Source organism: Streptomyces actinomycinicus (genome assembly GCF_016741775.1).
In the GTDB taxonomy this organism is placed as follows: domain Bacteria; phylum Actinomycetota; class Actinomycetes; order Streptomycetales; family Streptomycetaceae; genus Streptomyces; species Streptomyces actinomycinicus.
In genome coordinates this window covers 453129-477621 of record NZ_JAERRK010000002.1, presented here as the reverse complement: position 1 = coordinate 477621, position 24493 = coordinate 453129, and the positions used below count along the sequence as shown (strand labels likewise).

Here is a 24493-nt window from a genome sequence, read left to right as displayed (position 1 = left end):
AGGCGGCTGTCCGGGGCCGGTCGTCCCAGGACCATCCCAGGATCAACCCTACGTCGGTTAGGGTCGCCTTCCCGAGGTCATCCATGGATTGGGACGACATTTCGAGACGGCCTGTGGCGCTGGGTTCACATGATGTCCCGCATCGCCTGAGAGCCGGTCGAGGCGCTCCCGCCGCCTTCCAGGTTCCCTCCCCGGCTCCCACGGGCCGGCCGGCACCGCGCCGGGCCCGGCCGGTTCCCTCCCCGGCCCTCCATCGACACGCCCGGCCGCGTCGCCGAGGCGGGCCGGGCGCCGGCAGCGGGCGGTGCCCAGGAGTTCAGGCAGCCGAGCCTAGGAGTTCAGGTAGGTGAGGACGGCCAGAACCCGACGGTGGTCCCCCTCGCTGGGGGCCAGGCCGAGCTTCAGGAAGATGTTGCTGACGTGCTTCTCCACGGCACCGTCGCTGACCACCAGCTGCCGGGCGATCGCCGAGTTCGTACGGCCCTCCGCCATCAGCCCCAGCACCTCGCGCTCCCGCGGGGTGAGTCCCGTCAGCACGTCCTGCTTGCGGCTGCGGCCGAGCAGCTGGGCGACCACCTCGGGGTCCAGCGCCGTACCGCCCTCGGCGACCCGCACCACCGCGTCGACGAACTCCCGCACGTCGGCGACCCGGTCCTTGAGCAGATAGCCCACGCCCCGGCTGGAACCGGCCAGCAGTTCGGTGGCGTAGCGCTCCTCCACGTACTGCGACAGCACCAGGACCCCGAGCCCCGGGTGCAGTCCGCGCAGCAGCACGGCCGCGCGGACGCCCTCGTCGGTGTGTGTCGGCGGCATCCGTACGTCGGCCACGACCACATCGGGCAACTCGCCCTGCTCGTTCAGGTCGGAGATGGTCTTCACCAGCGCGTCCGCGTCGCCTACGCCGGCCACGACGTCGTGCCCGCGGTCGGTCAGCAGCCGGGTCAGGCCCTCCCTGAGCAGCACTGAATCCTCGGCGATGACCACGCGCACCTTGTCCTCCACGATCTCCCGGCCCCCCACAGCCCGATACCGCGGCCCCGCCCGCCCATGGCGCGCGTCCGCGTTTCCCCGTCGTCCGTGACCACGCCGGCGGCGGCACACCCCGTCCGCCGTACGGGACGTGCTGTCCGTCGTACGGGGCGTGTGCCGTCCGTGGCGTGCGCCCGTGACGTCCTTCGGTGGCCCAGCATTCCAGGAATCGTGCCGGACCGCCGCCCTGCCGGGAGATCGCCGGGGGGATCACCGGAGGGCGGAGGATTGCCAGGGCGACTACCGCAGGGCGGAGGATTGCCAGGGGGACTACCGCAGCGCGGCGGATTGCCGGGGGCGGGGTGGGGGGCGGGCGCCGTCAGGGGCGCCAGGGCAGCTCCGCGATCACCTTGGTGGGGCCGCCGGGCGGGGACTGCACCACGAGGACGCCGTCCACCGCGTCCAGGCGCCCGGCGAGTCCGGCCAGCCCGGAGCCCCCGGCGGCGTCGGCGCCGCCCACACCGTCGTCGATCACCTGCAGCATCAGCCGGTCCTCGGCGCGCCACACGTCGACCGACGCGGTCCGGGCCCGGCTGTGCTTGCTGATGTTCTGCAGCAGCTCGGAGACGGTGAAGTAGGCGATGCCCTCGATGGCCGGAGCCGGCCGGGACGGCAGGTCGACCTCGACCTGCACCGGCACCGTGCAGCGGGAGGCGACGGCCGACAGCGCCGCGTCCAGGCCCCGGTCGGTGAGCACGGCCGGGTGGATGCCCCGGGCGAGGTCGCGCAGCTCCTGCAGCGCCGTCTTCACCTCGCCGTGCGCGTCCTCCACCATGCGCGCCGCGCTCTGCGGGTCCTCCTTCAGCTTCTCCTTCGCCAGCCCCAGGTCCATGGCGAGGCTGACCAGCCGGGCCTGCGCCCCGTCGTGCAGGTCCCGCTCGATGCGCCGCAGGTCGGCGGCGGCGGTGTCGACCACGACCCCCCGGTCCGACTCCAGCTCCACTACCCGCGCGGACAGCAGGGACGGCCCGAGCAGCCCTCGCACGAGCAGCCCGTCCACGGTCGTCAGGGCCCGTACGAGCCACGGCGTCGCCAGCGTGAACACCAGCCCGACCAGCGCGGTCACGCTGATCTCGAACGGGTTGTCGAGGTAGACGCTGTGGTGGGCGTCGCCGTACAGCTGGATCCCGTCCTGGCCGGCGTACGCCGGGAACGTCCAGAACCACAGCGGATAGGTCAGCAGCCCCCAGCCGCAGGTCCAGAAGGTCACCGCCGTCGAGAACGAGAACACCGCCCACGGGAACTGCACCAGCGCGTACAGCGCGTTCCGCCAGCTGGCGCCGTTCTTGAGGACCGCGCCCATCCAGGCCGCCGCGCCCGGCTTGCGCAGCCGCAGCGGCTCCGGGCCGGGCACGTCCAGGCCGAGCAGCGCGCGGGCCCGCGCCCGCTCCAGCGCGGCGAAGCCCCGGCAACCGGCGAGGCCCGCGGCCAGCACCGGGATGCCGAGGAAGGTCACCAGCAGGCCCGCGCCGAGCGAGACCATGGTCACCGTCCAGGTGAACAGCAGCACGGAGAGCGGCAGGCTCAGCAGGACGTAGCCGAACTCGCGCCAGCTGCGCGCCTCGAACGGCGCCCGCAGGCCGGCGGGCAGCCGGTGACCGGTTCCGGTCGCGTACCCGTGTCCGTACTCCATGGCCATCGAATGTCGTCCCGTTCTCTTCGTCCCTACGGCGGTTCAGCCGTGTCTCCAGAGTCGTCCGCGCACGGCCTTCGGACCATGGAGTCCGTCGGCGTCTTGAACGGGGGGTTTTCCCCACCCTCGCACGGCGGTCGGCAGGAAGCCGCGGGGCGCTGCCGGTCCGTGGCGGCGGAACGATGCGGCTGTTGGCGTGGGCTGCGGGGGGCCGATCACGGGTTGCTCATGCTGGTCGTCGGCTGCCACTGCCGATCGTCGGCTGTCGACTGCCAGCCGTCGTTGTCGTCGTTGCCGTTGCCGGTCGTCGCTCGCGAGTCGCTGGTCGACGGTCGCTGGATGCGCTCCACGCGCGCGTGCGTGGGCGCTGTCCGGCTACTCCTGCCGGTCCCGCCACGGCAGTTCCGCGGTGACCACCGTCGGCCCCCCGGCGGGGGAGTCGACCCCGAACAGCCCGTCGACCGCGCCCAGCCGGTCCGCGAGCCCGCGCATACCGGTGCCGCCGTCCAGCCGGGCGCCGCCGCGGCCGTCGTCCTGCACCTGGACCAGCAGCCGGTCCTCGGTGCGCCACACGTCGACGGACGCGGTCCGGGCCCGGCTGTGCTTGCTGATGTTCTGCAGCAGCTCGGAGACGGTGAAGTAGGCGATGCCCTCGATGGCCGCCGCCGGCCGGGACGGCAGGTCCACGGTCACCTTCACCGGCACCGTGCAGCGGGAGGCGACCGAGGACAAGGCCGCGTCCAGGCCCCGGTCGGTGAGCACGGCCGGGTGGATGCCCCGGGCGAGGTCGCGCAGCTCCTGGAGCGCCAGCTTCACCTCGCCGTGCGCCTCCGCCACCATCTCCGCCGCCGTGTCGGGGTCCTCCAGCAGCTTCTCCTTGGCCAGGCCGAGCCCCATGGCCAGATTGACCAGCCGTGCCTGGGCTCCGTCGTGCAGGTCCCGCTCGATCCGGCGCAGGTCCGCCGCGGCCGTGTCGACCACGATCCCGCGGTCCGACTCGAGCTCGGTGATACGGCGCTCCAGCTCGTCCGAGGGCGACAGCAGCCCGCGGACCATCGCACGGTCCACGTTCGTCATGCCCCGGGCGAGGTACGGCAGCACAGGCCACAGCACGAACAGCGAGATCAGCACCGTGCAGAAGGTGAGGACGCCCCAGGGCAGGCGGATGGCCTCGTACAGCAGCGTCCGCCAGCCGACCGGGTCCTTCAGCGCCATCCACAGCCGCTGCACCGGCCCGCCGCCCCTGGCGATCGGCAGCGGCGACGGCTCCTCCACGCGCACCCCGAGCAGTTTTCGGGCCCGGGCCCGCTCCAGCTTCCCCAGCTGCCGGGCGCCCAGCAGACACACCGCGAGCAGTGGCAGACCGATCACGGTGACGGTGAGGGCGCCACCGGTCGCGAGGGAGGTGATCGCGTAGGTGAACCCGAGCAGCGCCGCCGGCAGGTTCAGCAGGAGATGCGCGATCTCCTTCCGGGTGTGCGCGTCGTAGGCCGGCCGGGGCCGAGGCAGCCGGTCGTCGCCGGGCGTGCCGTGGTTTCCGCCGGTGCCGGCGACCCTGTCATGCCCTCCGGCCCGACGGGTCGGGTCGGCGCCCTCGGTCCGATGGGTACCGTCGGTCCGGTCGGAGCCGTGGGCCCGATCAGTCCGGTCGGAGCCGTGGGCCTGATCAGTCCGGTCGGTGCCCTGGGTCCCGTCGGTGCCCTGGGTCCGGTCGGCGGCGGAGCTGGAAGCGGTCATACTGATCAGCCTGCCGTGCGCGGCACCCCTGACGCCATGCGGTACGCCGCCCTCCGCCGCCTGGGGAAAACCCCACCCCTCACCGGCCCCTGCCGTCTCATGGTGTGACGGGCTGCTTACCGTCTCTTTATCAGGGCCTAGACTCCGGTGCGTACAGATCCTCGAATCACGTTGCACGACAGGGTTCACTAAGGTCACGAGGCCAGGGAGCGAGGGACGACGGTGCGGGAGACGTTGGGGGACTCGTCGGTCACCGCGGCGAACGCCGTCGCGGCCGGCTACTTCCAGTCCTACTCGGTGGTCGGGCTGCTCGCCCTGATCGGCGTGCTGTTCGTCGCGGTCGCCTTCGGCGCCGGCCGCCTGCTGCGCCCGGTCGTGCCGACCCCCGAGAAACTCCTGACCTACGAGTGCGGCGTCGACCCCGTCGGCGAGGGCTGGGCCCACACCCAGGTCCGCTACTACGTCTACGCCTTCCTGTACGTGATCTTCGCGGTCGACTCGATCTTCCTGTTCCCCTGGGCGACGGTCTTCGCCGCCCCCGGTTACGGCGCGACGACGCTGGTGGAGATGTTCATCTTCCTCGGCTTCCTCGCCGTGGGCCTGCTGTACGCATACAAGAAGGGCGTCCTGGCATGGACGTGAACCCCGATCCCGTCTACCTGCCGGAGCCGAAGCGGCTGGGCGCCCTGGCCCGCCTGGCTCCCGAGCCGATGAAGGTGGTCCTGAACTGGGGCCGGCGCTACTCGCTCTGGGTCTTCAACTTCGGCCTCGCCTGCTGCGCGATCGAGTTCATCGCCGCCTCGATGGCCCGCCACGACTTCATCCGCCTCGGCGTCATCCCCTTCGCGCCCGGCCCCCGCCAGGCCGACCTGATGGTCGTGTCGGGCACGGTCACGGACAAGATGGCCCCGGCCGTCAAGCGCCTGTACGAGCAGATGCCCGAGCCGAAGTACGTCATCTCCTTCGGCGCCTGCTCCAACTGCGGCGGCCCGTACTGGGACTCCTACTCCGTCACCAAGGGCGTCGACCAGATCATCCCGGTGGACGTCTACGTCCCCGGCTGCCCGCCCCGGCCGGAGGCGCTGCTCCAGGGCATCCTCAAGCTCCAGGAGAAGATCGCTCGCGAGTCCCTGGGGGAGCGGTACGGCAACGGGCCCGACCGTCCGTCGGCCGCCGCCCTGCAGAGCGACCTGGTCCGGCCCCCGCTGCCGGCCGCCGAGGGGGAGACGCTGCCGGCCGCCGAGGAGGAGACGCGATGACCACGGCCGGCTGGCTGCCCGCTCCCGCCGGGGAACTCTTCGGCCCGGACGCCACGGCCGAGGAGTCGTACGACCTCCTGACCGTGGACGTACCGCCGTCCTCCTGGCTCACCGCCCTGGAGACCGCCCGTACGACGCTGTCCTGCACCTACTTCGACTGGCTCAGCGCGGTCGACGAACCCGGCGCCGGCTTCCGCGTCTCCGCGCACGTCGTCGCCCTGAACCCGGTCCGCCGGCTCCTGGTCCGTACGACGGTTCCGCACGACGCGCCGGCCCTGCCCAGCGCCGTCGGCGTGTACGCGGGCGCCGCCTGGCACGAGCGCGAGACCCACGAGATGTTCGGCGTCGTCTTCGAGGGCCACCCGGGGCTGGACCACCTCCTCCTCCCCGAGAACTTCGAGGGCCATCCCCTGCGCAAGGACTTCGTCCTGGCCGCCCGCGTCGCCAAGGCCTGGCCGGGCGCGAAGGAGCCGGGCGAGCCCGCGGCGGGCGCGGCGCACGGCGGTCCCAAGCGCCGCCAGATGCTGCCCCCGGGCGTCCCCGACCCCAACGAGTGGGGCCCCCTGAAGGGCCAGCTCCCCCCTGCCCCCGCCCGCCCGGCCCGAGCGGCAGGACGTACGGCGGGCGAGCGCCCGGCCCGCGCTACCGGCGAGCGCCCGGCCCGCGCTACCGGCGACCGCCCGGCCCGCGCTGCCGGCGACCGCCCGGTACGGCGCACCCGCTCGGCATCGGAGGGCTCGGCCAGCCAGGCGGCCCCGGCCGCACAGACCGGCCCGGCTGCCCCGCAGCCTCTGACGGGGGAGCAAGCCGGCCCGCCCTCCGACACCGGTACAGGCCCTGCCCCCGACGCTGGTACGGGCACTGCCCCCGAGGCTGGTACGGGCCCTGCCCCCGACGCTGGTACGGGCACTGGCACTGCCGCCGAGGCCGGCACCGGTGCTGGTTCCGCCGCTGGTGCGCCCGCCCGGCCGCGGCGCGCGCGCAGCGCCTCCGGGGGCTCGGCCTCCCAGCGGGCCCAAGCCCCGGAACCGGCCCCGTCCCGGGCCCCGGCTGAACCCACCGGGGGTTCGCAACCGGCGGAGCCGGACGGCACGGCCCGCCCCGCCCGCCGCAGCACGGCCCCGCGCAGCTCGGACGCCCCGTGGCACCACGCCCGCCCGGCCTTCGCCGAGGAGGCGGGCACACCCGAGTCCGAGCGGACGGGTGCCCCCGGGCCCCGCCGAACCGAGGACCCCGAAGCCGCCGAAGGCGCGGACACCGACCCGAGCACGAGCCCGAGCGCAGATCCGAGCACGAGCCCGAGCGCAGATCCGAGCGCGAGCCCGAGCGCAGATCCGAGCGCGAGCCCGAGCGCAGATCCGAGCGCGAGCCCGAGCGCAGATCCGAACGCGAGCCCGAGCGCAGATCCGAACGCGAGCCCGAGCGCAGATCCGAACGCGAGCCCGAGCGCAGATCCGAACGCAGGCCCGAGCGCAGATCCGAACACCCCCGAAGACCCCGCAGGAGGCCCGCAGTGAACGACGCGCTGGACGTCGCCCTGCGACTCCTGGTCGTCTTCGTCGTCTTCCTCACCTTCCCGCTGATCATCGGCCAGACCGAGCACAAGGTGATGGCCCACATGCAGGGCCGCCTCGGCCCCATGTACGCGGGCGGTTTCCACGGCTGGGCCCAGCTCATCGCCGACGGCGTGAAGTTCGCGCAGAAGGAGGACGTGGTCCCGGCCGGCGCCGACCGCCGCGTCTTCCAGCTCGCCCCCGCCGTGGCCCTGCTGCCGTACCTCCTCGTACTGCTCGCCATCCCGATCGGCCCGAGCGCGGGCGCCGTCGGCCAGGTCCTCGACGCGGGCGTCTTCTTCGTGCTCGCCGTGATGGGCGTCGGCGTGCTCGGCTCGCTGATGGCCGGCTGGGCCAGCGCGAACAAGTTCTCCCTGCTCGGCGGTCTGCGCACGGCCGCCCAGCTGCTCGCCTACGAACTCCCCATGCTGCTGGCGGCGGCCTCCGTCGCCATGGCGGCGGGCACCGTCTCCCTTCCCGGCATCCTGCACGGCTTCCACTGGTGGTGGGTGCCCTGGCAGCTCGTCGGCGCGGTCGTCTTCTTCGTCGCCGGACTCGCCGAACTCCAGCGCCCGCCCTTCGACATGCCGGTCGCCGACTCGGAGATCATCTTCGGCGCGTACACCGAGTACACCGGTCTGCGCTTCGCCCTGTTCCTGCTCGCCGAGTACGCCGGCATCGTGGTCCTGTGCGGCCTGACCACCGTCCTCTTCCTGGGCGGCTGGCACGGCCCGTGGGGCACGGACGGCCTGGGCTGGCTGTGGACCCTGCTGAAGACCGCGATCCTCGCGTTCGTCGTCATCTGGCTCCGCGTCACCTACCCCAGGCTGCGCGAGGACCAGCTCCAGAAGCTCTCCTGGACCCTGCTCGTGCCCCTCTCCCTCGCCCAGATCGCCCTCACCGGCATCGTCAAGGTGGTGATCCAGTAACCATGTCCCGCCCGTCACCCGACCACCACCCCGCAACGAAGCCCTCCGGGCGGCCCCGCCTGTCGATTCCCGGTAGTGGCCTGGCCAAGGGCCTGGCCGTCACCCTGCGCACGATGACGCGGAAGTCCGTCACCGAGCAGTACCCGGACGCCCTGCCCGAGCTGCCGCCCCGCACCCGCGGAGTGATCGGCCTGTTCGAGGAGAACTGCACGGTCTGCATGCTCTGCGCCCGCGAGTGCCCGGACTGGTGCATCTACATCGACTCCCACAAGGAGACGGTCCCGCCGGCCGCCCCCGGTGGCCGTGAGCGCAGCCGGAACGTCCTCGACCGGTTCGCGATCGACTTCTCCCTGTGCATGTACTGCGGTATCTGCATCGAGGTGTGCCCCTTCGACGCACTGTTCTGGTCCCCGGAGTTCGAGTACGCCGAGACCGACATCCGCGAACTCACCCACGAACGGGACAAGCTCCGCGAGTGGATGTGGACCGTACCGGCCCCGCCCGCCCTGGACCCCAGCGCCGAGGAGCCCAAGGAGATCGCCGCGGCCCGCAAGACGGCCGAGAAGCTGGCCGCCGCACAGGCCGCACAGGCCGCACAGGCCGCACCGCAGGAACCGCAGGAACCGCAGGAGGGTGAGTCGTGAGCCTCACCGCAGCAACGGCCACCGTGGCCGCCGCCGATTCGCACGGCTTCCTGTCCCCGACCGGCGTCGAGATCGCGTTCCTCCTGGTCGGCCTGGTCACCCTCGGCGCCGCGCTCGTCACCGTCACCACCCGGCAGCTGGTGCACGCCGCCCTGTGGCTGGTGGTCGCACTCGGCGGCCTCGCCGTGGAGTACCTGCTGCTCACGGCCGAATTCATCGCCTGGGTGCAGGTCCTGATCTACGTCGGCTCCGTCGTCGTCCTCCTCCTGTTCGGGCTGATGCTCACCAGGGCCCCCATCGGGCGCTCCCCGGACGCCGACTCCGGCAACCGCTGGGCCGCCCTGACCGTCGCGGTCGCCGCGGCCGTCGCCCTGGTCTGGGTGGTCGTGGACGCCTTCCGCACCACCTGGATCGACCTGGACGGCCCGGCCGCCGGCACCACCCGCGTCACCGGCGCGAGCCTGTTCCGGTACTGGGTGCTGCCCTTCGAAGCCCTGTCCGTCCTGCTCCTCGCGGCCCTGGTCGGCGCGATCGTCCTGTCCCGCAAGGCCACGCCGGACGCGGCCGGCCCGGGCAGGACCACCGCCGCGGACCTCCCCGCGGCCGGCCCCGGCGAGAAGGAAGGCGCCCGCTGATGCACCTCGCCTACCCCGCCGTACTCTCCGCCCTCCTCTTCTGCACCGGCCTGTACGGCGTCCTCGCCCGCCGCAACGCGATCCTGGTCCTGATGTCGGTCGAGCTGATGCTCAACGCCGTCAACCTCAACCTGGTCGCCTTCGACGTCTGGCTCAGCCGGACCGTCCGCGAGACCCTGCACTCCGGCCAGGCGCTGACCCTGTTCACCATCGCCATCGCCGCCGCCGAGATCGGCATCGGCCTGGCGATCGTGCTCGCCGTCCACCGCAACCGCGGCACCTCCGACATCGACAAGCTCCGCGACACCGCCGAGCGCCCCGAGTCCGAAGGCCCGGACACCGAGGGCCCGGGCTCCTCCGCGGCCGAGAAGGCTGAGGCCACCGCGTGACCACGACCACCCTCGCCGTCCTCGTCCCCCTCCTGCCGTTCCTGGGCGCCGTCGCCGGCCTGCTGTCCGGCCGCACCGCCCCCGGGTTCGTCCGCCCGCTCGCCGTGCTGCCGCCGCTGGGCTCGCTCGTACTGGCCGCGCTGGTCGCCGTCCGCCAGGGCGGCGGCCAGGCCGTGGACGCCCACACCGAGCTGACGCCCACCGGATCCGTCCCGATCGAGCTGGCCCTGCACATCGACGGCTTCGCCGCGCTCGTCGCCGTCCTGGTCGCGTTCGTCGCGGCCTGCGTGCAGATCTACTCCACCGGCTACCTGCGCGACGACCCGCGCTACCCCTCGTACGCCGCGCTCGTCTCCCTCTTCACCTCCGCGATGCTCCTGGTCGTCTACTCCGGCGACCTGATCGTGCTGCTGGTCGGCTGGGAAGTCATGGGCATCTGCTCCTACTTCCTGGTCGGCCACTACTGGGAGACCCCCGAGGCCCGCGCCGCCTCCCTGAAGGCCTTCCTGGTCACCAAGCTCGGCGACGTGCCGTTCCTCATCGGCCTGTTCGCCCTGGCCACCGACGCCGGCTCGTTCCGGATCACACGCGTCCTCGGCGCCGTCGCGGGCGGCAACCTGCACCACCCCACCGTGGTCGCACTGCTGCTGCTCGCGGGCGTCGCGGGCAAGTCGGCGCAGTTCCCGCTGCACACCTGGCTCCCTGACGCGATGGCGGGCCCCACACCCGTCTCGGCACTGATCCACGCCGCGACGATGGTCGCCGCCGGTGTCTACTTCATCGCCCGTCTCCTCCCGGTGTTCGAGGCCTCCTCTGCCGCGATGCTGGTCCTCGCCGTCATGGCCGCCGTGACGATGGCCGGCTCCGGACTCGCCGCGCTCGCCCAGGACGACATCAAGCGTGTCCTCGCCTACTCGACGATCGGCCAGCTCGGCTACATGACAGGCGCCCTCGCCGTCGGCGACCGCGGCGCCGCCGTCTTCCACCTCCTGTCGCACGGCGCCTTCAAGGCGCTGCTGTTCCTCGCGGCCGGCGTGATCATCCACGCCGCCGGCACCAACTCGCTGGCCGCCATGTCCCGCATGCACGGCCTGCGCGACCGCATCCCGGACGCCTACTGGACGATGACCGTGGCGCTGCTCGCGCTCGCCGCGATCCCCCCGTTCAGCGGCTTCTTCTCCAAGGAGTCCGTCCTCGGCACCGCCGAGCACGCCACCGGCGGCCACACCGCGCACGTGCCCGGCGCCGCCGGCTGGATCGTGCTCGTCGCGGGCATGGTCACCGCCCTGCTCACCGCCGCCTACGCCACCCGGCTGTGGCTGCTGGCGTTCCGCGGCAAGGGCGCCGAGGCCCCCGATCACGGCCGCCAGCCCCTGACGATGACCGTCGTGCTGTGGGTCCTCGCCGTCCCGTCCCTGGCCTTCGGCGGGCTCGCCTACCGCTCACTGCCCGGCTGGTTCGACGGCCGCGACCTGGCTCCGACCCTCCTCACCTCCATCCTCGGCACGGGCCTCGCCCTGGTCGGCGGACTGCTCACCTACGGTGCCTGGCAGCGCACCACGGCGCTCGCCGCACGTACCCCGATCGGCGCCGTCGCCGCCCACCCCGAGGGCGACGCGGGCCTGGTCGAGGCCGAGGCCATCGCCACCCACGAGCCGGCCTACGGCGACATCGCCTACGCCCCCGACCCAGCCGACCCCGGCAGGCTGCTGCTCGGCCCGCTGCACCGGGCGGCGGCCTCGGGCTTCCACCTGGACGCCGTGTACACGGCCCTGTTCGTCCGTCCGGTCCAGGCCGGCGCGCGGCTCGTCCGGTTCCTCGACCGCGAGGTCGTCGAGACCTACGTCGGTGCCGCCGCCGCCCTGCCCCGGCTGCTCGGGGCCGCCGTCCGGCGCGCCCAGACCGGCAATGTGCAGACCTATGTGAGCGCGCTGCTCGCCGGCACCGTCGTCCTGGCGGTCGCCGTCCTCCTCGTCGCCACGGGAGCGTGAGCAGGCGTGATCGATATCAACGAGTCCGTGATGCAGTTCCTTCTGGCATTCGTCGTCGTCGGCCCGCTCCTCGGTGCCGCCGCCGCTCTCCTCCCGGCCCCGCCCGGGCTGAAGGGGAAGTCGCCCGAGCAGGCCGTGCTCCGGCACGGCGTGACCGTGACCGGCGTGATCCTCGCCGCCGCGATCGTCCTCGCGCTCGGCTTCGACCACAACCACCCGTCGAAGATGCAGGCCACGACCGACATCAGCTGGATCCCCGCGCTCGACGTGCGGATCCACCTCGGCATCGACGGCATCTCGCTCCCCCTCCTGGTCCTGACCGCGCTGCTGACCTTCCTCTGCGCGCTGTACTCCTACTTCAACCCGCCCGCCGGCGGGTCCCCGAAGGCGTTCGTCGCGCTGCTGCTCCTGCTCGAGTCCGGCACCCTCGCGACCTTCGCCGTCCTCGACCTGCTGCTGTTCTTCCTCGCGTTCGAGACGGTGCTCATCCCGATGTACTTCCTCATCGCCCGCTGGGGCGGCGAGGGCCGGACCCGGGCCGCGTGGAAGTTCATCCTGTTCACCCTGCTCGGTTCCGTGGTCATGCTGCTCGGCCTGCTCCTGATCGGAATCAAGGCGGGCACGTTCGACATGGTGGCACTCGCCACTGACAACGGCCGGTCACTGACCGCTTCCGTGCAGGTCATCGCCGTTCTGACGATCGGGCTCGGGCTCGCCGTGAAGACGCCGATGTGGCCCTTGCACAGCTGGCTGCCCGACGCCCACACGGCGGCCCCCACCGTCGGCTCGGTGCTGCTGGCCGGTGTCCTGCTGAAGATGGGTACGTACGGTTTCGTCCGGATCCTGCTGCCGGTGGCGCCGCACGGCTTCCACACCTTCGCGCCATACCTCGCCGCGTTCGCCGTCGTCGGGATCATCTACGGGTCCCTGGCCTGCCTGGCCCTCGCCAAGCGGGGCGCGAAGGGCGACCTCAAGCGACTGATCGCCTACTCCTCCGTCGGCCACATGGGCTTCGTCCTGCTCGGCATCGCCACCATGACCCCGACCGGCGTGAACGGCGCCCTGTTCGCCAACATCGCCCACGGCCTCATCACCGGCCTGCTGTTCTTCCTGGTCGGCGCGCTGAAGGACCGCACCGGCACCACCGACCTCGACACCCTCGCCGAGGGAACCGGCGCCGCCCTGTACGGCAAGGCCCCGCGCCTCGGCGGCCTGCTCGCCTTCGGTGCCGTCGCCTCCCTCGGCCTGCCGGGACTCGCCGGGTTCTGGGGCGAGATGCTCGCCCTGTTCGGCTCCTTCGAGCCCGCCGCCGGCCTCAGCCGGCCCGCGTTCCTCACCTTCATGGCCATCGGCGCCTTCGGCACCCTGCTGACCGCCGCGTACATGCTGATCGTGGTCCGCCGGGTCTGCATGGGCGGCGCGGAGCACGAAGTCCCGAAACTCGCCGACGTGCACGGCTACGAGTTCGCCGCCTGGACACCGCTCGTCACCCTCACCGTCCTGGCCGGACTGTGGCCGAAGGCCCTGCTCGGGCTGACCGACCCGGCCGTGCAGCAGCTCCTCGCAGGAGGCACCCGATGAGCGCCCTGGCCCAGCCGCTCGCCCAGCCGGCGGTCCAGTCCGTCGACTGGCTCGCGATCGCCCCGCCCACACTCGCCGCCGTGGTGGCGCTCGTCGTCCTCGTCGCCGACCTGTTCGTGCCCGAGCCCAGGAAGGCCGTCCTGGGCTGGGTCTCGGTCGCGGGACTCACCGCCTCGGCCCTGCTGCTCCTGCCCCTCCTGGACGGCGACCGCAGCACCTTCTGCCTGAACGGCAGCACGCGCGCGTGCAGCTACACCGTCGACCGGTTCACCCTCGTCATCCAGTTCCTGGTCCTCGGCGGCGCCCTGCTCGCGGCCCTGCTGTCCGTCACCCACCTGGACGACGACCGGCGCCGCGTACCGGCGGGCGAGTTCTGGTTCCTGCTGCTGTCCTCCGCGGCCGGCGCCGCCCTGCTGCCCGCCTCCCGCGACCTGGCCACCCTGATCGTCGCCCTGGAGGTCGCCTCCCTGCCCGCGTTCGCCCTCGTCGGCATCCGGCACGGCGACAAGCGGTCCTCCGAGGCCGCCCTGAAGTTCTTCCTGTCCTCGGTGACCGCCACCGCGGTCAGCCTGATGGGCATCAGCTTCGTCTACGCCTCCACCGGCACCCTCTACCTCACCCAGGTCGCCCAGCGCCTGCCGCACGTCGACGGGCAGCTGCACACCCTCGCCCAGACCGGTGTCGTCCTCACCCTGGTCGGCTTCGCCTTCAAGACGGCCGCCGTGCCGTTCCACTTCTGGGTGCCCGACACCTATGTGGGCGCGCCCCTGCCGGTCGCCGCCTACCTGTCGGTCGTCGGCAAGGCCGTCGGCTTCTCCGGCCTGATCCTCGTCACCGTCGTCGCGTTCCCGTCGTACGCCGACGTCTGGGGGCCCGCGCTCGCCGCCCTGGCCGCCCTGACCATGACCGTCGGCAACGTCGCCGCGCTGCGCCAGCAGGCCACGCGCGCGTACAGCGCCGTACGGCTGCTCGCCTGGTCCTCCGTCGGCCAGGCCGGGTACCTGCTGGTGCCGATCGCCGCCGCCGGTTACACCAAGGACGCCGAGAAGGCGATCGGCTCCACGGTCGCGTACGCCCTGATGTACGCCGCCGTGAACCTCGGTGCCTTCGCGGTGGCCGCCGTGGTCGGCCGCGGCCGGGCGCTGAACCGGATCAGCGACTACCGGGGCCTGTACGCCGCCCACCCGGTCACCGCCCTGTTGCTGGCCTTCTTCCTGCTGTGCCTGGCCGGACTGCCGCCGGGCGTCATCGGCCTGTTCGCCAAGGTCACCGTCTTCTCGGCGGCCGTCGACGCGGGCCTCGGCTGGCTCGCCGTCGTCATGGCCGTCAACGTCGTGATCGCCCTCTTCTACTACCTGCAGTGGACGGCCCTGCTGTTCCGCGCCCCCGAGGGCGAGCCCGCCCGGCACCGCGTCCCGGCCCCCCTCACGGCCGCCGTCGCCCTCGCCGGGGTCATCGGCGTCGCCCTGTCCGGAGCGCCCCAGCTGGTCCTCCGCTTCGCGGGCACCGGACTCTTCTAGGAGTGGCCACGCGCGCGTGGGGCACCCGTTCCGTCCCGCGCGCGCAGGGCCGAACCAGCACGTCACCCGTACGGCCGATGCGCACCGCCGCAGGCACCGGGGAACTCGTGGCCGCCGCCTGGCGTTGTCCCCAGCGGGAGGGTCCACTGGATCAGAGTGTTCCCCAAGCTGCACGATTTGGAGGGCGCACCGTGCACCGCCGGCACAACGGGCTCAGGACAGCCGTACTCCTCGGGGGCCTGTCCGCACTCATCATCGTCATCGGCAGCTTCTTCGGCCGCACCGGACTGATCGTCGCGGTCCTGATCGCCCTGGGCACGAACGCGTACGCGTACTGGAACAGCGACAAGCTGGCACTGCGCGCGATGCGTGCCCGCCCGGTCAGCGAGTTCGAGGCCCCCGCGCTATACCGAATGGTGCGTGAGCTGTCCACGCAGGCCCGCCAGCCCATGCCCCGGCTCTACATCTCGCCCACGGAGGCCCCCAACGCCTTCGCCACGGGCCGCAACCCGCGCAACGCGGCCGTGTGCTGCACCGAGGGCATCCTGCGCCTCCTCGACGAGCGCGAGCTGCGCGGCGTCATCGGCCACGAGCTGAGCCACGTCTACAACCGGGACATCCTCATCTCCTCGGTCGCCGGCGCACTCGCCTCCGTGATCATGTTCTTGGTCAACTTCGCCTGGCTGATCCCGGTCGGCCGCTCGGACGACGACGACGGCCCCGGCCTGCTGGGCATGCTGCTGATCATGATCCTCGGCCCGATCGCCGCCACCCTGATCCAGCTGGCCATCAGCCGCTCCCGGGAATACGAGGCGGACGCCTCCGGAGCCCAGCTCACCGGCGACCCGATCGCCCTCGCCAGCGCCCTGCGCAAGCTGGAGACGGGCACCAAGCAGCTGCCGCTGCCCCCCGAGCCCCGGATCGAGACGGCGAGCCACATGATGATCGCCAACCCGTTCCGCCCGGGCCAGGGACTGTCCAAGATGTTCTCCACGCACCCGCCGATGGCGGAGCGGATCGCCCGCCTCGAGCAGATGGCCGGCCGCCCGTGACGACCGCCTCCCCCCGACCGGCCCCCTGACCAGCGCCCCCTGGCTCCCAGCCGGCTCACGCTGCCCCGGCTCCCGGCCGCCTCGCGCTGCCCCGACTTCCGGCCGACTCGCGCTGACCGGCACCCCTGCCCGCCGGCTCCGTCGCCCCCCTCTCACGCCCGCCGTTGCGGCGGCGGTCGATCAGCGTCCGGCGAATCCCTCGTCGGACTGCACCACCTCGCGTCCGAGCGGCATGAGCGAGATCGGGATGAGCTTGAGGTTCGCCCAGCCGAAGGGGATACCGATGATCGACAGGAAGAGCGGGATGCTCGTGATCAGGTGCGCCAGGGCCAGCCACCACCCCGCGAAGATCACCCAGATCACGTTGCCGATGAACGACCCGGCCCCCGCCCCCGGCCGCTCCACCGTGGTCCGCCCGAACGGCCACAGCACGAATCCGGCGATGCGCAGCGACGCGATGCCGAACGGGATGGTCACGATGAGGACGAAACAGATCACCGCCGCGATCAGATAGGCGATCGCCATCCAGAGGCCGCAGAAGACGAGCCACACGATGTTGAGCAGCAGGTTGAACACCTTCATGATCGGCACCTTTCCAGGTCGCACCGCCGGCATGCCTGCTGCCACAAGTATCAGCCGATCATGCAACCCGGGGGAACCGCAGCGACCCTGTGGCGTGATCGGGAACGTACCGAGACGATCCCGCCGGGGTCCACCGCGCTTGCCGGTGTAGTCAGGCGGCGTGTGCCCCGCGGGTCCACCACCGTCGTACGGCGTAGGCCGCCACGCCCGCCACGAGCACCCCCGCGCCCACGGCCACCGAGAGCGCCGGCAGCGCGAAGGCCAGCGTGGCGCAGCCCAGCAGGCCCACCGCGGGCACCACGCGGGACAGCGGGGCCGCACTCAGGGTCCAGGCAGAGGCGTTGGCGACGCCGTAGTAGGCCAGCACGCCGAAGGACGAGAAGCCGATCGCCCCACGCACGTCCACCGTTGCCGCCAGGACGGCGACCGCAGCGCCCACGGCCAGTTCCGCCCGGTGCGGCACCCGGAACCGCGGGTGCACGGCCGCCAGCGCGCCCGGCAGGTGCCCGTCACGCGCCATGGCGAGCGTCGTGCGGGACACACCGAGGATCAACGCCAGCAGAGATCCCAGCGCGGCCACCGCGGCCCCGGCCCGCACCACGGGCACGAGCCCCGGCACCCCGGCCACCCGCACCGCGTCGGCCAGCGGTGCCACCGACTGCCCGAGCCGGTCCGCGCCGAGGACGGCGAGCACCGCGACGGCCACGCACGCGTACACCACCAGAGCGATGCCCAGAGCCACCGGCACGGCCCGCGGGATCGTGCGCGCCGGATCGCGCACCTCCTCCCCGAGGGTGGCGATCCGTGCGTACCCGGCGAAGGCGAAGAACAGCAGCCCGGCCGCCTGGAGCACCCCGCCGGCACCCGACGACAGGCCGACGTCCAGCCGGCCCGCGTCGGTCCGCCCGGAGGCGAGGCACACCACGACCACGGCAGCGAGAACGGCCAGTACGACGGCCACGATCACCCGGGTCAGCCACGCCGACTTCTGGATCCCCCCGTAGTTGACGGCCGTCAGCGTCACCACGGCCGCGACCGCCACCGCGTGCGCCTGCCCCGGCCAGACGTACGCGCCCACCGTGAGCGCCATGGCCGCGCAGGAGGCCGTCTTGCCGACCACGAACGCCCAGCCGGCGAGATAGCCCCAGAAGGCACCCAGCCGCTCCCTGCCGTAGACGTACGTGCCACCGGAAGCCGGATAGCGCGCGGCGAGCCGGGCCGAGGACATGGCGTTGCAGTAGGCCACCAGGGCGGCGAGGGCCAGCCCGGCCGGCAGGCCGGGCCCGGCCGCACGCGCGGCCGGACCCAGGGCCGAGAAGACACCGGCGCCGACCATCGAGCCGAGGCCCACGACCACGGCGTCCCGCACACCCAGTGTGCGGCGCAGACCGGTACCGGTAGGTGTCATGCGCCGCACCCTACTGAGCGCGGCAACCGCCGGACGGATCCGCGACGTCCTCTCCATCGACACGGCACGAACACGCGCGCGACGGACAGCGGGTCCTCACCGAGAATTCAGGGCCCGGACAGTGCGGACACAGCGCGGGAGGGCAGGTTCACGGCATGGGCATCATCGGTTGGATCATCCTGGGGCTGCTGGCCGGAGCCATCGCCAAGTTCCTTCTGCCGGGACGTGACCCCGGCGGCTTCATCGGCACGACCCTCATCGGCGTCGCGGGCGCGTTCATCGGCGGCTGGATCTCGGCCCGCTGGCTGGACCACCCCATCACCAAGAACTTCTACGACGGCGCCACGTGGGCCGCGGCCATCGGCGGCTCCCTGGTGCTGCTGATCGTCTACCGCCTCCTGTTCGGCAACTCACGCGACTGACCGCGTGCGGCGCACGGAGCACGGAGCACGGCGTACGACCGGCAACGCGGGCCGCGAGCGGCAGGCCCAACCCGAGCGGCAGGGCCCAACCTGAGCGGCAGGGTGGAGCGCGAGCGGCAGGACGGAGTAGGAGCGGCAGGGCGGAGGGCGAGTGGCAGCGTGGGCTGGGACGGCAGCGTGGTCCGGGACGGCAGCGTGGTCCGGGACGGCAGCAGGGAAGGGCGGGCATCCGGCGATGCCCGCCCTTCCCTGCTGCTGGTGCTGCTTCTTCCGCTCCTTGCGCTTCTTCCGCGGCTCCGGCTTACCGGTAGTTCACGAACTGCAGCGCGAAGTCGAAGTCCTTGCCCTTCAGCAGGGCGATCACGGCCTGCAGGTCGTCGCGGCTCTTGGAGCTGACGCGCAGCTCGTCACCCTGGACCTGGGCCTTCACGCCCTTGGGGCCCTCGTCACGGATGATCTTCGCCACCTTCTTCGCGTTGTCCTGGGAGATGCCCTCCTCGATCGACGCGAAGATCTTGTACTCCTTGCCCGAGAGCTGCGGCTCACCCGCGTCCAGGGCCTTCAGCGAGATCCCGCGCTTGATCAGCTTGGACTGGAAGACGTCGAGGACGGCCTTCACCCGGTCCTCGGAGTTCGCCTCCATGAGGATCTTCTCACCGGACCACGAGATCGAGGCGCCCACGCCCTTGAAGTCGTAGCGCTGCGAGATCTCCTTGGCGGTCTGGTTGAGGGCGTTGTCGACCTCCTGCCGCTCGACCTTCGAGACGATGTCGAAACTGGAGTCGGCCATGTCCTGTGGCTCCTTGTATCGGGGTGCGAATCGGGTGCGTACCGGCGTGCGCGGCGGCGACCGCCGGGCCCGGTTGAGCACCGGGCCGCATCCGCACCAGCCTAGCCACCCCGGGACCTCACAGGTGGAGATCAACCGGGTGGCGAAGCACCCCTGCGCATCGGGTATTGTTTACGTCGTTGCCAGCGAGCACCGCCGCAAGCGGGGTTCGAATCGGCAGCACTACTTGGCGGTGTGCCCGAGCGGCCAAAGGGAGCAGACTGTAAATCTGCCGGCTCAGCCTTCCCAGGTTCGAATCCTGGCGCCGCCACACGTCCGAAAGGGTCCGTGACCAGCAGCAATGCTGATCGCGGACCCTTTCGGTGTTCACAGGCGTGCATTCGTCTCAGTCAGCAGGCGCGTACGCCTGCGGCTCCGTCGTCGTCCCTCGTCCAGTCCGTCTCCGTCCGGTGGCGCGCTGGAGGTGCTTCTGTCTGCCCTCACGGCCATCTGCACGGATGCAGCCTGTCGTCACCGTTCCGTCACAGTAGTCGCCGCACGGAACCCTGCCGCTCTCCAGCCCCGTCTGCACTCACGTACCACGACCACGCGTACCGCGGGGCAACACCCGACGACCGAAACCCGCGGACGAGACGACTCAGGGGGAACGACAGCATGCGGCACAGCAATGGCATTCGCAGGGCGGCTCTGGCGACGACGGCGGTGACGGCCGTCGCGGCGGCGGTGACCGGCATCCTGCCCGGCACCGCCATGGCGGCGAGCACCGCCACCTCCACCCCGCCGCCCGCCTGCCCGGCCTCCGCCCTTCAGGTCAGCGCCTGGCAGGCCGCCCACCGGCCCGTCGGGACCGGGACCGGGGCGGCGGTCGTGCAGTTCACCAACGTCTCCCGGAAGACGTGCGTCCTGAAGGGCCATCCGACGGTCGCGGGCGCCGGCAACGGCTCCCCCGCCCACAACACCCCGCTCAAGGTCACCCCCACCGGCAGGGCGGCCACCGTGACGGTCCGGCCGCACGCCAAGGCGTGGGTGAAGCTGACCTTCGTCCAGGTCCAGGGGGAGGCCGACGGCTACTGCGTGTCGGGCAAGGACCCGGTGACGTACCCGACGATGGTCATCGGGCTACCGCACTCCGGGAAGCACCAGGTCGCCCTGGACGACGGGGTGTGGGCCGAGTGTGACAACAAGGTGACCGTCACCCCGGTCTCGGCGGCCAAGCCTTCCTGACCCCACCGTCGAAACTCGCATCCCGCGAAAGAGGCCAGCTCAGACAGTGCGGAGCCAGCCCGCTGTGAATCTGCCGGCTCATCCTTCCCAGGTTTGAAGCATGGCGCCGCCACACGACCGGAAGGGTCTGTGAGCAGCAGAATGCTGATCACAGACCCTTCCGTCGTTCTCGCTGAGCACCACCGGGTCGATCTCCGCGCTGCCCAGCGGCCAACTGAGTGGAGCCGTGGCTTCCGGCGAGGCAGGCTTGGTGCATGAGGTCGCTCTTGCACTCATCCCCGGTGCCAGGAGCAGGCGGTCACAGTCGGGTCCTCTTCGCGCTGATGCAGTGTGTGCCCTATCTGATCGCGCTGGCCGTGCTGGTCATCGAGCTGACGCCTGCGCATTTCATCTACACCGGCCCCTTGCTCACCGCCGTCCCGGCGCTGGCCGCAGTGACGTTGGGGCCCAGGGGCACCACCGCGGCGGCGGCCCTGGCGCTGGCGATCAGTGTGACCACCGCCACCTACAACGGGGCGTGGGGCACCCTGCAGGTCTACAGCAACTTCTTGGCCCTTGCCCTGGTCTCCGTGGCCGGTTTCATCGCCAGCCGTGCCATGCAGGAGCGCAGGCAGAGGGAACTCGACCAGGTCCGCCGCATCGCCGTGGCGGCCCAGGAGGTCGTGTTGCGGCCCGTTCCCGCGCAACTCGGCCCACTGCGGGCCGGCAGCCTGTGCCTTGCGGCCGGGACGGGGGCACGAGTGGGCGGTGATCTGTACGAGGCCGTCCAGACGCGGTACGGCGTCCGGATGATCGTCGGGGACGTGCGCGGCAAGGGGCTGTCCGCAGTGCGGGCCGTCGCCGTGGCACTGGGCGCGTTCCGCGAGGCCGTGCACTACGAGGAGGACCTGGTGGAGGTCATGAACCGTTGCGGGGCTGCGCTGCGACGGGAGATCGCCGTGCCGGGTGCGTACGGTCAGGAGGTCCTCCTGGAAGGGTTCACCACGGCGCTCATCGCGCAGGTGCCGGACGAACCCGTGGTGCAGTTGGTCAACCGGGGACATCCGCCACCGCTGCTGCTGCACCAGGGAAGGGCCGCACCCCTCATGCCGAGCCTGCCGTCGCCGCCTCTCGGCCTCGAAGACCTCATCGCCGACCTCCCCGAGAAGCCCGAGAGCTATGCGTTCAGCCCCGGCGACCGCCTGCTGCTGTACACGGACGGTGTGATCGAGGCCCGCAACCCCGACAATCAGTTCTTCGCCCTGCCGGAGGCCCTGGAGGGGATAGGCGTCGGCTCCACGCCGGCGGAATTCCTGGAGCAACTGCACCAGGCGCTGGTCCGGCACGCCGGCAGCGACCTGCCGGACGATGTCGCGATGATCTTGGCCGACCGGTTCGCAGGTCTGCCAGAACCACCTCCCGGTGGGGCGGACGTGGCATGACCGTCGTGGCCGGCCGTGAAACAGGCCTTGTCCAGCGTGCGCGGAATGGCCAGGGGGCGTTTCGGCCAGAGGGACGTTTTGCGTGACCCGGGCCGTGAGAGTGGGCGGTGAGGGGCGGAGCGTACGGCCGCCGGGGGCCGTCGGAGTCGGCTCCGTTTCCGGTCGGGTCCCGGACGCGAGATCCTGTTGGTACGCCGACCGCGGAGCTTCGGCCACGGCGGAGCCTCGAACAAATGCGGGCGGAAGCGCATCTCACGCTTCGTGGAGCCCACCCCGGGCTTCTACGGCTCTCAGCGCGACGGGCACGTCGCGACGTCCCGAAGGAGACCAGGCGATGAATCTCCCGTCGTACCGTCACCGCGGAAGCGCGACCGCGCACCGATCGGGCACACACCACACGGCCGCGACGACCGCGCACCGATCGGGCACACACCACACGACCGCGGCCGCGCACCGACCGGGCACACACCACACGGCCGCGACCGCACCTCGCGCCGTCGAGCATCGCGCGACCGCACGGCGACTGGGCGCCGGTGCCGCCGTGGCGGCGATGCTTCTGGCGGGCTGCGCCACGGGTACCGGGGCGACACCCGGGACCGGCGGCTCCACCGTGCCCCTCGCCCCGTCCGCCGTACCGTCCGGCACCCCCGCGTCCCTCGCCGCTGACCGCACCGCGGCCGGCGCCTGCACCAACAGTTCGAAGCTGGCCGGGTGGTCGAACCGGCGGCTGGCCATGCTGACCATAGCCGTCCCGGTGTCGGAGACCTCGGTGTCCGACGTCACCTCCGAGGTGAGCGCCGGCGCGGGCGGTGTGCTGCTGTTCGGCAACAAGGCGCCGTCCGACCTCGGCTCCCGGCTGACCGCCCTGAAGTCCCACGTGCCCGGCCACCGGGGTCTGCTGGTGATGACCGACGAGGAGGGTGGTGGCATCCAGCGCATGGCGAACCTCGTCGGATCCCTGCCCTGGGCCGCCTACATGGGCGCGCACTGGACTCCGGCACAGATCCAGCAGAACGTCACCGAGGTCGCCAAGAAGATGTCGGCGGCCCAGGTGAACATGGATCTCGCACCGGTGGTCGACGTCGACGGCAGGAACATGGCCCCCGGCAAGACGAACCCCGACGGGTGGCGGTCCTTCAGCGGCAGCACACCAGTGGTCTCCAAGGACGGCGTCGCGTACATGAACGGCTTGCGCGCCGGAGGCGTGATACCCGTCGTCAAGCACTTCCCGGGCCTCGGCGGCTCCAGCTACAACTCCGACTTCGGGCCCGCCCGCACCCTGCCCTGGTCGACGCTGCAGAAGGTGGGCATCCCGCCGTTCACCGCGGCCATCAAGGCCGGCGCACCGGCCATCATGGTCTCCAACAACATCGTGCCGGGCCTGGGCACCAATCCGGCGAGCCTGTCACCCACCGCCATCAACACCGAACTGCGCGGCAAGCTGGGCTTCAAGGGCCTGGTGCTCACCGACTCGCTCAGCGCCAAGGCGATATCCGCCGCCGGGTTCAGCGTCCCCTCCGCCGCCGTTCAGGCCCTGCGCTCCGGTGCCGACATGGTCATGTTCGACCTGGGCGGCAACGTCGGCTCCCAGACGTCCTCGATCGCCACCGCGATCACCAACGCGGTGGCCGGCGGACACCTCAGCCGCAGCCGCCTCATCGACGCGGCGGGGCACGTCCTGGCCGTCCGGCACGTGAACCTGTGCTCCTGAACCCGGCCCCCGCAGAACCTGTGCTCCTGAACCCGGCCCCCGCGGAACCTGTGCTCCTGAACCCGGCCCCCGCGAGGATCAGGCGGGCGGGGAGGGCCGCAGGGCGAGCAGGGTGATGTCGTCCGTGGTGTCGGCGCCGAACTTGTACAGGACGGGTTCCCTGACGAGCGGCACAGGACCGGTTCCCTTCGCTGCTCGAGTCCAGCAGCCGGTGAAGCCGGTAAGTGGTCAGGTGCGTTGAACGGGCAATCCGGTCCTGGTGGTCGCGCTTCCCCACGGCTTCACTAGAATCGAACGTGTGAACGAGGACCGTCCGCTGACGCGTCTCGACATGCTGCGCTTCGCCCGCCGTGTCGTCGAACATCAGGCTGCCCGACAGCTTGCCCTGATGGACCGGTGGATTGCGGACGAGGAGCGCCGGGAGGCCGAACGGCAGCGTCGGCTCGCCGCCCGGCAAGCGGCTCCGGAGTGGGCCGTCGAGCACGGTCTGAACGGCCGTAGCGCGGTGTACGTGCACGTCGGCGGCTGTCCAGGGGCCGGCGGGCGGGCGAAGGGTGTCGCCCGTGACCAGGCGGTCCGTGTTCTGACCGAAGGAGGTGTCCCCGCGTGCCCGCTGTGCCGGCCGGACACCGTGCTGGGAATTCTCGAATGACCGGCCCGGGTGCGGGCCCGGGCGGTCCGGATGATGCTGGAGCCATGGCCGGGAAACGTCCTATTGTCGTGCACCTGCCGTCCCCGACCGGCGGTCGCCGGGTCCGGGTGGACGGCGAGATCCTCGGCCTCGCGCACAACGTGCGGGACCTGGTGGAGTTCCTGCGCCGGGCAGGCCTGGAGATCGAACCCGAGGACGTGGCCGACTCGCCGCTGATCGACTGGCGCGGAGTGGGGCCCGACCGGTGGGAGGCGGAGACCAGGACGTGACGGAGCCGCCGCCCGGGCCGGGTGCGGGCGCGGCGGCGCCGTCCTCGGGGCACACTGACGGC

24 protein-coding genes and 1 tRNA gene are annotated in these 24493 nt (G+C 72.0%); 18 read left to right on the top strand and 7 right to left on the bottom strand.

The genetic code is table 11. From position 1 onward, the window contains the following. Positions 1-330 precede the first annotated feature (330 nt). The 4 genes from JK359_RS06220 to JK359_RS06210 form a co-directional block, all read right to left on the bottom strand. On the bottom strand, positions 331-990 hold the full coding sequence (locus JK359_RS06220) for a LuxR C-terminal-related transcriptional regulator (RefSeq protein WP_504739949.1): 660 nt from the start codon (positions 988-990) through the stop codon (positions 331-333). A gap of 358 nt (positions 991-1348) precedes the next feature. Further along, positions 1349-2668, bottom strand: coding sequence for a sensor histidine kinase (locus JK359_RS06215; RefSeq protein WP_201832387.1), 1320 nt, complete (start codon positions 2666-2668; stop codon positions 1349-1351). 209 nt (positions 2669-2877) lie between these two features. After that, positions 2878-3012 carry a hypothetical protein gene (locus JK359_RS39780; RefSeq protein ID WP_269138962.1) on the bottom strand — a complete coding sequence of 45 codons (135 nt, stop codon included), beginning with the start codon at positions 3010-3012 and terminating at the stop codon, positions 2878-2880. Between the two features lie 25 nt (positions 3013-3037). Continuing rightward, positions 3038-4399, bottom strand: a complete 1362-nt coding sequence (locus tag JK359_RS06210; protein WP_236677324.1) for a sensor histidine kinase — start codon at positions 4397-4399, stop codon at positions 3038-3040. 222 nt (positions 4400-4621) lie between these two features. Between JK359_RS06210 and JK359_RS06205 the strand changes: the two genes are divergently transcribed. The 11 genes from JK359_RS06205 to htpX all read left to right on the top strand — a co-directional run bounded on the left by JK359_RS06205 (position 4622) and on the right by htpX (position 15952). After that, positions 4622-5041 carry an NADH-quinone oxidoreductase subunit A gene (locus JK359_RS06205; RefSeq protein WP_201832385.1) on the top strand — a complete coding sequence of 140 codons (420 nt, stop codon included), beginning with the start codon at positions 4622-4624 and terminating at the stop codon, positions 5039-5041. Further along, positions 5032-5658 carry an NADH-quinone oxidoreductase subunit B gene (locus JK359_RS06200; RefSeq protein ID WP_201832382.1) on the top strand — a complete coding sequence of 209 codons (627 nt, stop codon included), beginning with the start codon at positions 5032-5034 and terminating at the stop codon, positions 5656-5658. The genes JK359_RS06205 and JK359_RS06200 overlap by 10 nt, the downstream gene beginning before the upstream one ends. Further along, a complete protein-coding gene (locus JK359_RS06195; protein ID WP_201832380.1) occupies positions 5655-7175 on the top strand; it encodes an NADH-quinone oxidoreductase subunit C in 1521 nt (506 codons plus the stop codon). The genes JK359_RS06200 and JK359_RS06195 overlap by 4 nt, the downstream gene beginning before the upstream one ends. Then, on the top strand, positions 7172-8140 hold the full coding sequence (locus JK359_RS06190; protein WP_201832379.1) for a complex I subunit 1/NuoH family protein: 969 nt from the start codon (positions 7172-7174) through the stop codon (positions 8138-8140). Before JK359_RS06195 ends, JK359_RS06190 begins: the two co-directional genes overlap by 4 nt. Before the next feature lie 113 nt (positions 8141-8253). Beyond that, a complete protein-coding gene (locus tag JK359_RS06185) occupies positions 8254-8784 on the top strand; it encodes a 4Fe-4S binding protein (protein WP_201832805.1) in 531 nt (176 codons plus the stop codon). Beyond that, on the top strand, positions 8781-9419 hold the full coding sequence (locus tag JK359_RS06180; RefSeq protein ID WP_201832378.1) for an NADH-quinone oxidoreductase subunit J family protein: 639 nt from the start codon (positions 8781-8783) through the stop codon (positions 9417-9419). Before JK359_RS06185 ends, JK359_RS06180 begins: the two co-directional genes overlap by 4 nt. Beyond that, positions 9419-9808 (top strand): NADH-quinone oxidoreductase subunit NuoK, encoded by a 390-nt coding sequence (gene nuoK, locus JK359_RS06175; protein WP_201832377.1) that lies wholly within the window; start codon positions 9419-9421, stop codon positions 9806-9808. The genes JK359_RS06180 and nuoK overlap by 1 nt, the downstream gene beginning before the upstream one ends. Next, entirely contained in the window at positions 9805-11799 is a 1995-nt protein-coding gene (locus tag JK359_RS06170; RefSeq protein WP_201832376.1) for an NADH-quinone oxidoreductase subunit 5 family protein, read from the top strand. The genes nuoK and JK359_RS06170 overlap by 4 nt, the downstream gene beginning before the upstream one ends. Before the next feature lie 6 nt (positions 11800-11805). Next, complete coding sequence (locus JK359_RS06165; RefSeq protein ID WP_201832375.1) at positions 11806-13380, top strand: NADH-quinone oxidoreductase subunit M; 1575 nt, start codon at positions 11806-11808, stop codon at positions 13378-13380. Continuing rightward, positions 13377-14900, top strand: a complete 1524-nt coding sequence (locus JK359_RS06160; RefSeq protein WP_201832374.1) for an NADH-quinone oxidoreductase subunit N — start codon at positions 13377-13379, stop codon at positions 14898-14900. The genes JK359_RS06165 and JK359_RS06160 overlap by 4 nt, the downstream gene beginning before the upstream one ends. A 191-nt stretch (positions 14901-15091) precedes the next feature. Next, a complete protein-coding gene (htpX, locus tag JK359_RS06155) occupies positions 15092-15952 on the top strand; it encodes a zinc metalloprotease HtpX (protein WP_201832372.1) in 861 nt (286 codons plus the stop codon). A gap of 180 nt (positions 15953-16132) precedes the next feature. Here the strand turns inward: htpX and JK359_RS06150 are convergent, their stop codons facing one another. Beyond that, the gene (locus tag JK359_RS06150; RefSeq protein WP_201832371.1) at positions 16133-16534 is read right to left on the bottom strand and encodes a YccF domain-containing protein; all 402 of its coding nucleotides are present in this window, start codon (positions 16532-16534) and stop codon (positions 16133-16135) included. 151 nt (positions 16535-16685) lie between these two features. Then, complete coding sequence (locus JK359_RS06145) at positions 16686-17942, bottom strand: APC family permease (protein WP_201832370.1); 1257 nt, start codon at positions 17940-17942, stop codon at positions 16686-16688. A gap of 155 nt (positions 17943-18097) precedes the next feature. On the opposite strand from JK359_RS06145, the gene JK359_RS06140 reads away from it, so the two are divergent. Further along, entirely contained in the window at positions 18098-18364 is a 267-nt protein-coding gene (locus tag JK359_RS06140) for a GlsB/YeaQ/YmgE family stress response membrane protein (RefSeq protein WP_201832369.1), read from the top strand. 301 nt (positions 18365-18665) lie between these two features. On the opposite strand, the gene JK359_RS06135 is transcribed toward JK359_RS06140, so the two are convergent. Further along, positions 18666-19154, bottom strand: a complete 489-nt coding sequence (locus tag JK359_RS06135; protein WP_024883143.1) for a YajQ family cyclic di-GMP-binding protein — start codon at positions 19152-19154, stop codon at positions 18666-18668. A gap of 228 nt (positions 19155-19382) precedes the next feature. On the opposite strand from JK359_RS06135, the gene JK359_RS06130 reads away from it, so the two are divergent. The 6 genes from JK359_RS06130 (at position 19383) to JK359_RS06105 (ending at position 24431) form a co-directional block, all read left to right on the top strand. Continuing rightward, a tRNA-Tyr gene (locus JK359_RS06130) sits at positions 19383-19464 on the top strand. 344 nt (positions 19465-19808) lie between these two features. After that, a complete protein-coding gene (locus tag JK359_RS06125) occupies positions 19809-20378 on the top strand; it encodes a DUF4232 domain-containing protein (RefSeq protein WP_201832368.1) in 570 nt (189 codons plus the stop codon). Positions 20379-20701: 323 nt separating this feature from the next. Beyond that, positions 20702-21799: a PP2C family protein-serine/threonine phosphatase gene (locus tag JK359_RS06120; RefSeq protein WP_236677323.1), complete on the top strand. Its 1098-nt coding sequence runs from the start codon at positions 20702-20704 to the stop codon at positions 21797-21799. A gap of 550 nt (positions 21800-22349) precedes the next feature. After that, the gene (locus JK359_RS06115; RefSeq protein WP_236677409.1) at positions 22350-23510 is read left to right on the top strand and encodes a glycoside hydrolase family 3 N-terminal domain-containing protein; all 1161 of its coding nucleotides are present in this window, start codon (positions 22350-22352) and stop codon (positions 23508-23510) included. Between the two features lie 298 nt (positions 23511-23808). Next, entirely contained in the window at positions 23809-24162 is a 354-nt protein-coding gene (locus JK359_RS06110) for a DUF6233 domain-containing protein (RefSeq protein ID WP_201832803.1), read from the top strand. A gap of 68 nt (positions 24163-24230) precedes the next feature. Beyond that, positions 24231-24431 carry a hypothetical protein gene (locus JK359_RS06105; protein WP_372445354.1) on the top strand — a complete coding sequence of 67 codons (201 nt, stop codon included), beginning with the start codon at positions 24231-24233 and terminating at the stop codon, positions 24429-24431. Positions 24432-24493: the final 62 nt, after the last annotated feature.

What these genes read in the sequence shown, in the direction of transcription:
- JK359_RS06185 (WP_201832805.1), top strand. Translation starts at nt 8,254, where the DNA reads ATGACGCGGAAGTCCGTCACCGAGCAGTACCCGGACGCCCTGCCCGAG.
- JK359_RS06215 (WP_201832387.1), bottom strand. Translation starts at nt 2,668, where the DNA reads ATGGCCATGGAGTACGGACACGGGTACGCGACCGGAACCGGTCACCGG.
- JK359_RS06145 (WP_201832370.1), bottom strand. Translation starts at nt 17,942, where the DNA reads ATGACACCTACCGGTACCGGTCTGCGCCGCACACTGGGTGTGCGGGAC.
- JK359_RS06160 (WP_201832374.1), top strand. Translation starts at nt 13,377, where the DNA reads ATGAGCGCCCTGGCCCAGCCGCTCGCCCAGCCGGCGGTCCAGTCCGTC.
- JK359_RS06115 (WP_236677409.1), top strand. Translation starts at nt 22,350, where the DNA reads ATGCTTCTGGCGGGCTGCGCCACGGGTACCGGGGCGACACCCGGGACC.
- JK359_RS06195 (WP_201832380.1), top strand. Translation starts at nt 5,655, where the DNA reads ATGACCACGGCCGGCTGGCTGCCCGCTCCCGCCGGGGAACTCTTCGGC.
- JK359_RS06120 (WP_236677323.1), top strand. Translation starts at nt 20,702, where the DNA reads ATGCAGTGTGTGCCCTATCTGATCGCGCTGGCCGTGCTGGTCATCGAG.
- JK359_RS06135 (WP_024883143.1), bottom strand. Translation starts at nt 19,154, where the DNA reads ATGGCCGACTCCAGTTTCGACATCGTCTCGAAGGTCGAGCGGCAGGAG.
- nuoK (WP_201832377.1), top strand. Translation starts at nt 9,419, where the DNA reads ATGCACCTCGCCTACCCCGCCGTACTCTCCGCCCTCCTCTTCTGCACC.
- JK359_RS06125 (WP_201832368.1), top strand. Translation starts at nt 19,809, where the DNA reads ATGCGGCACAGCAATGGCATTCGCAGGGCGGCTCTGGCGACGACGGCG.
- JK359_RS06210 (WP_236677324.1), bottom strand. Translation starts at nt 4,399, where the DNA reads ATGACCGCTTCCAGCTCCGCCGCCGACCGGACCCAGGGCACCGACGGG.
- JK359_RS06200 (WP_201832382.1), top strand. Translation starts at nt 5,032, where the DNA reads ATGGACGTGAACCCCGATCCCGTCTACCTGCCGGAGCCGAAGCGGCTG.
- JK359_RS06140 (WP_201832369.1), top strand. Translation starts at nt 18,098, where the DNA reads ATGGGCATCATCGGTTGGATCATCCTGGGGCTGCTGGCCGGAGCCATC.
- JK359_RS06150 (WP_201832371.1), bottom strand. Translation starts at nt 16,534, where the DNA reads ATGAAGGTGTTCAACCTGCTGCTCAACATCGTGTGGCTCGTCTTCTGC.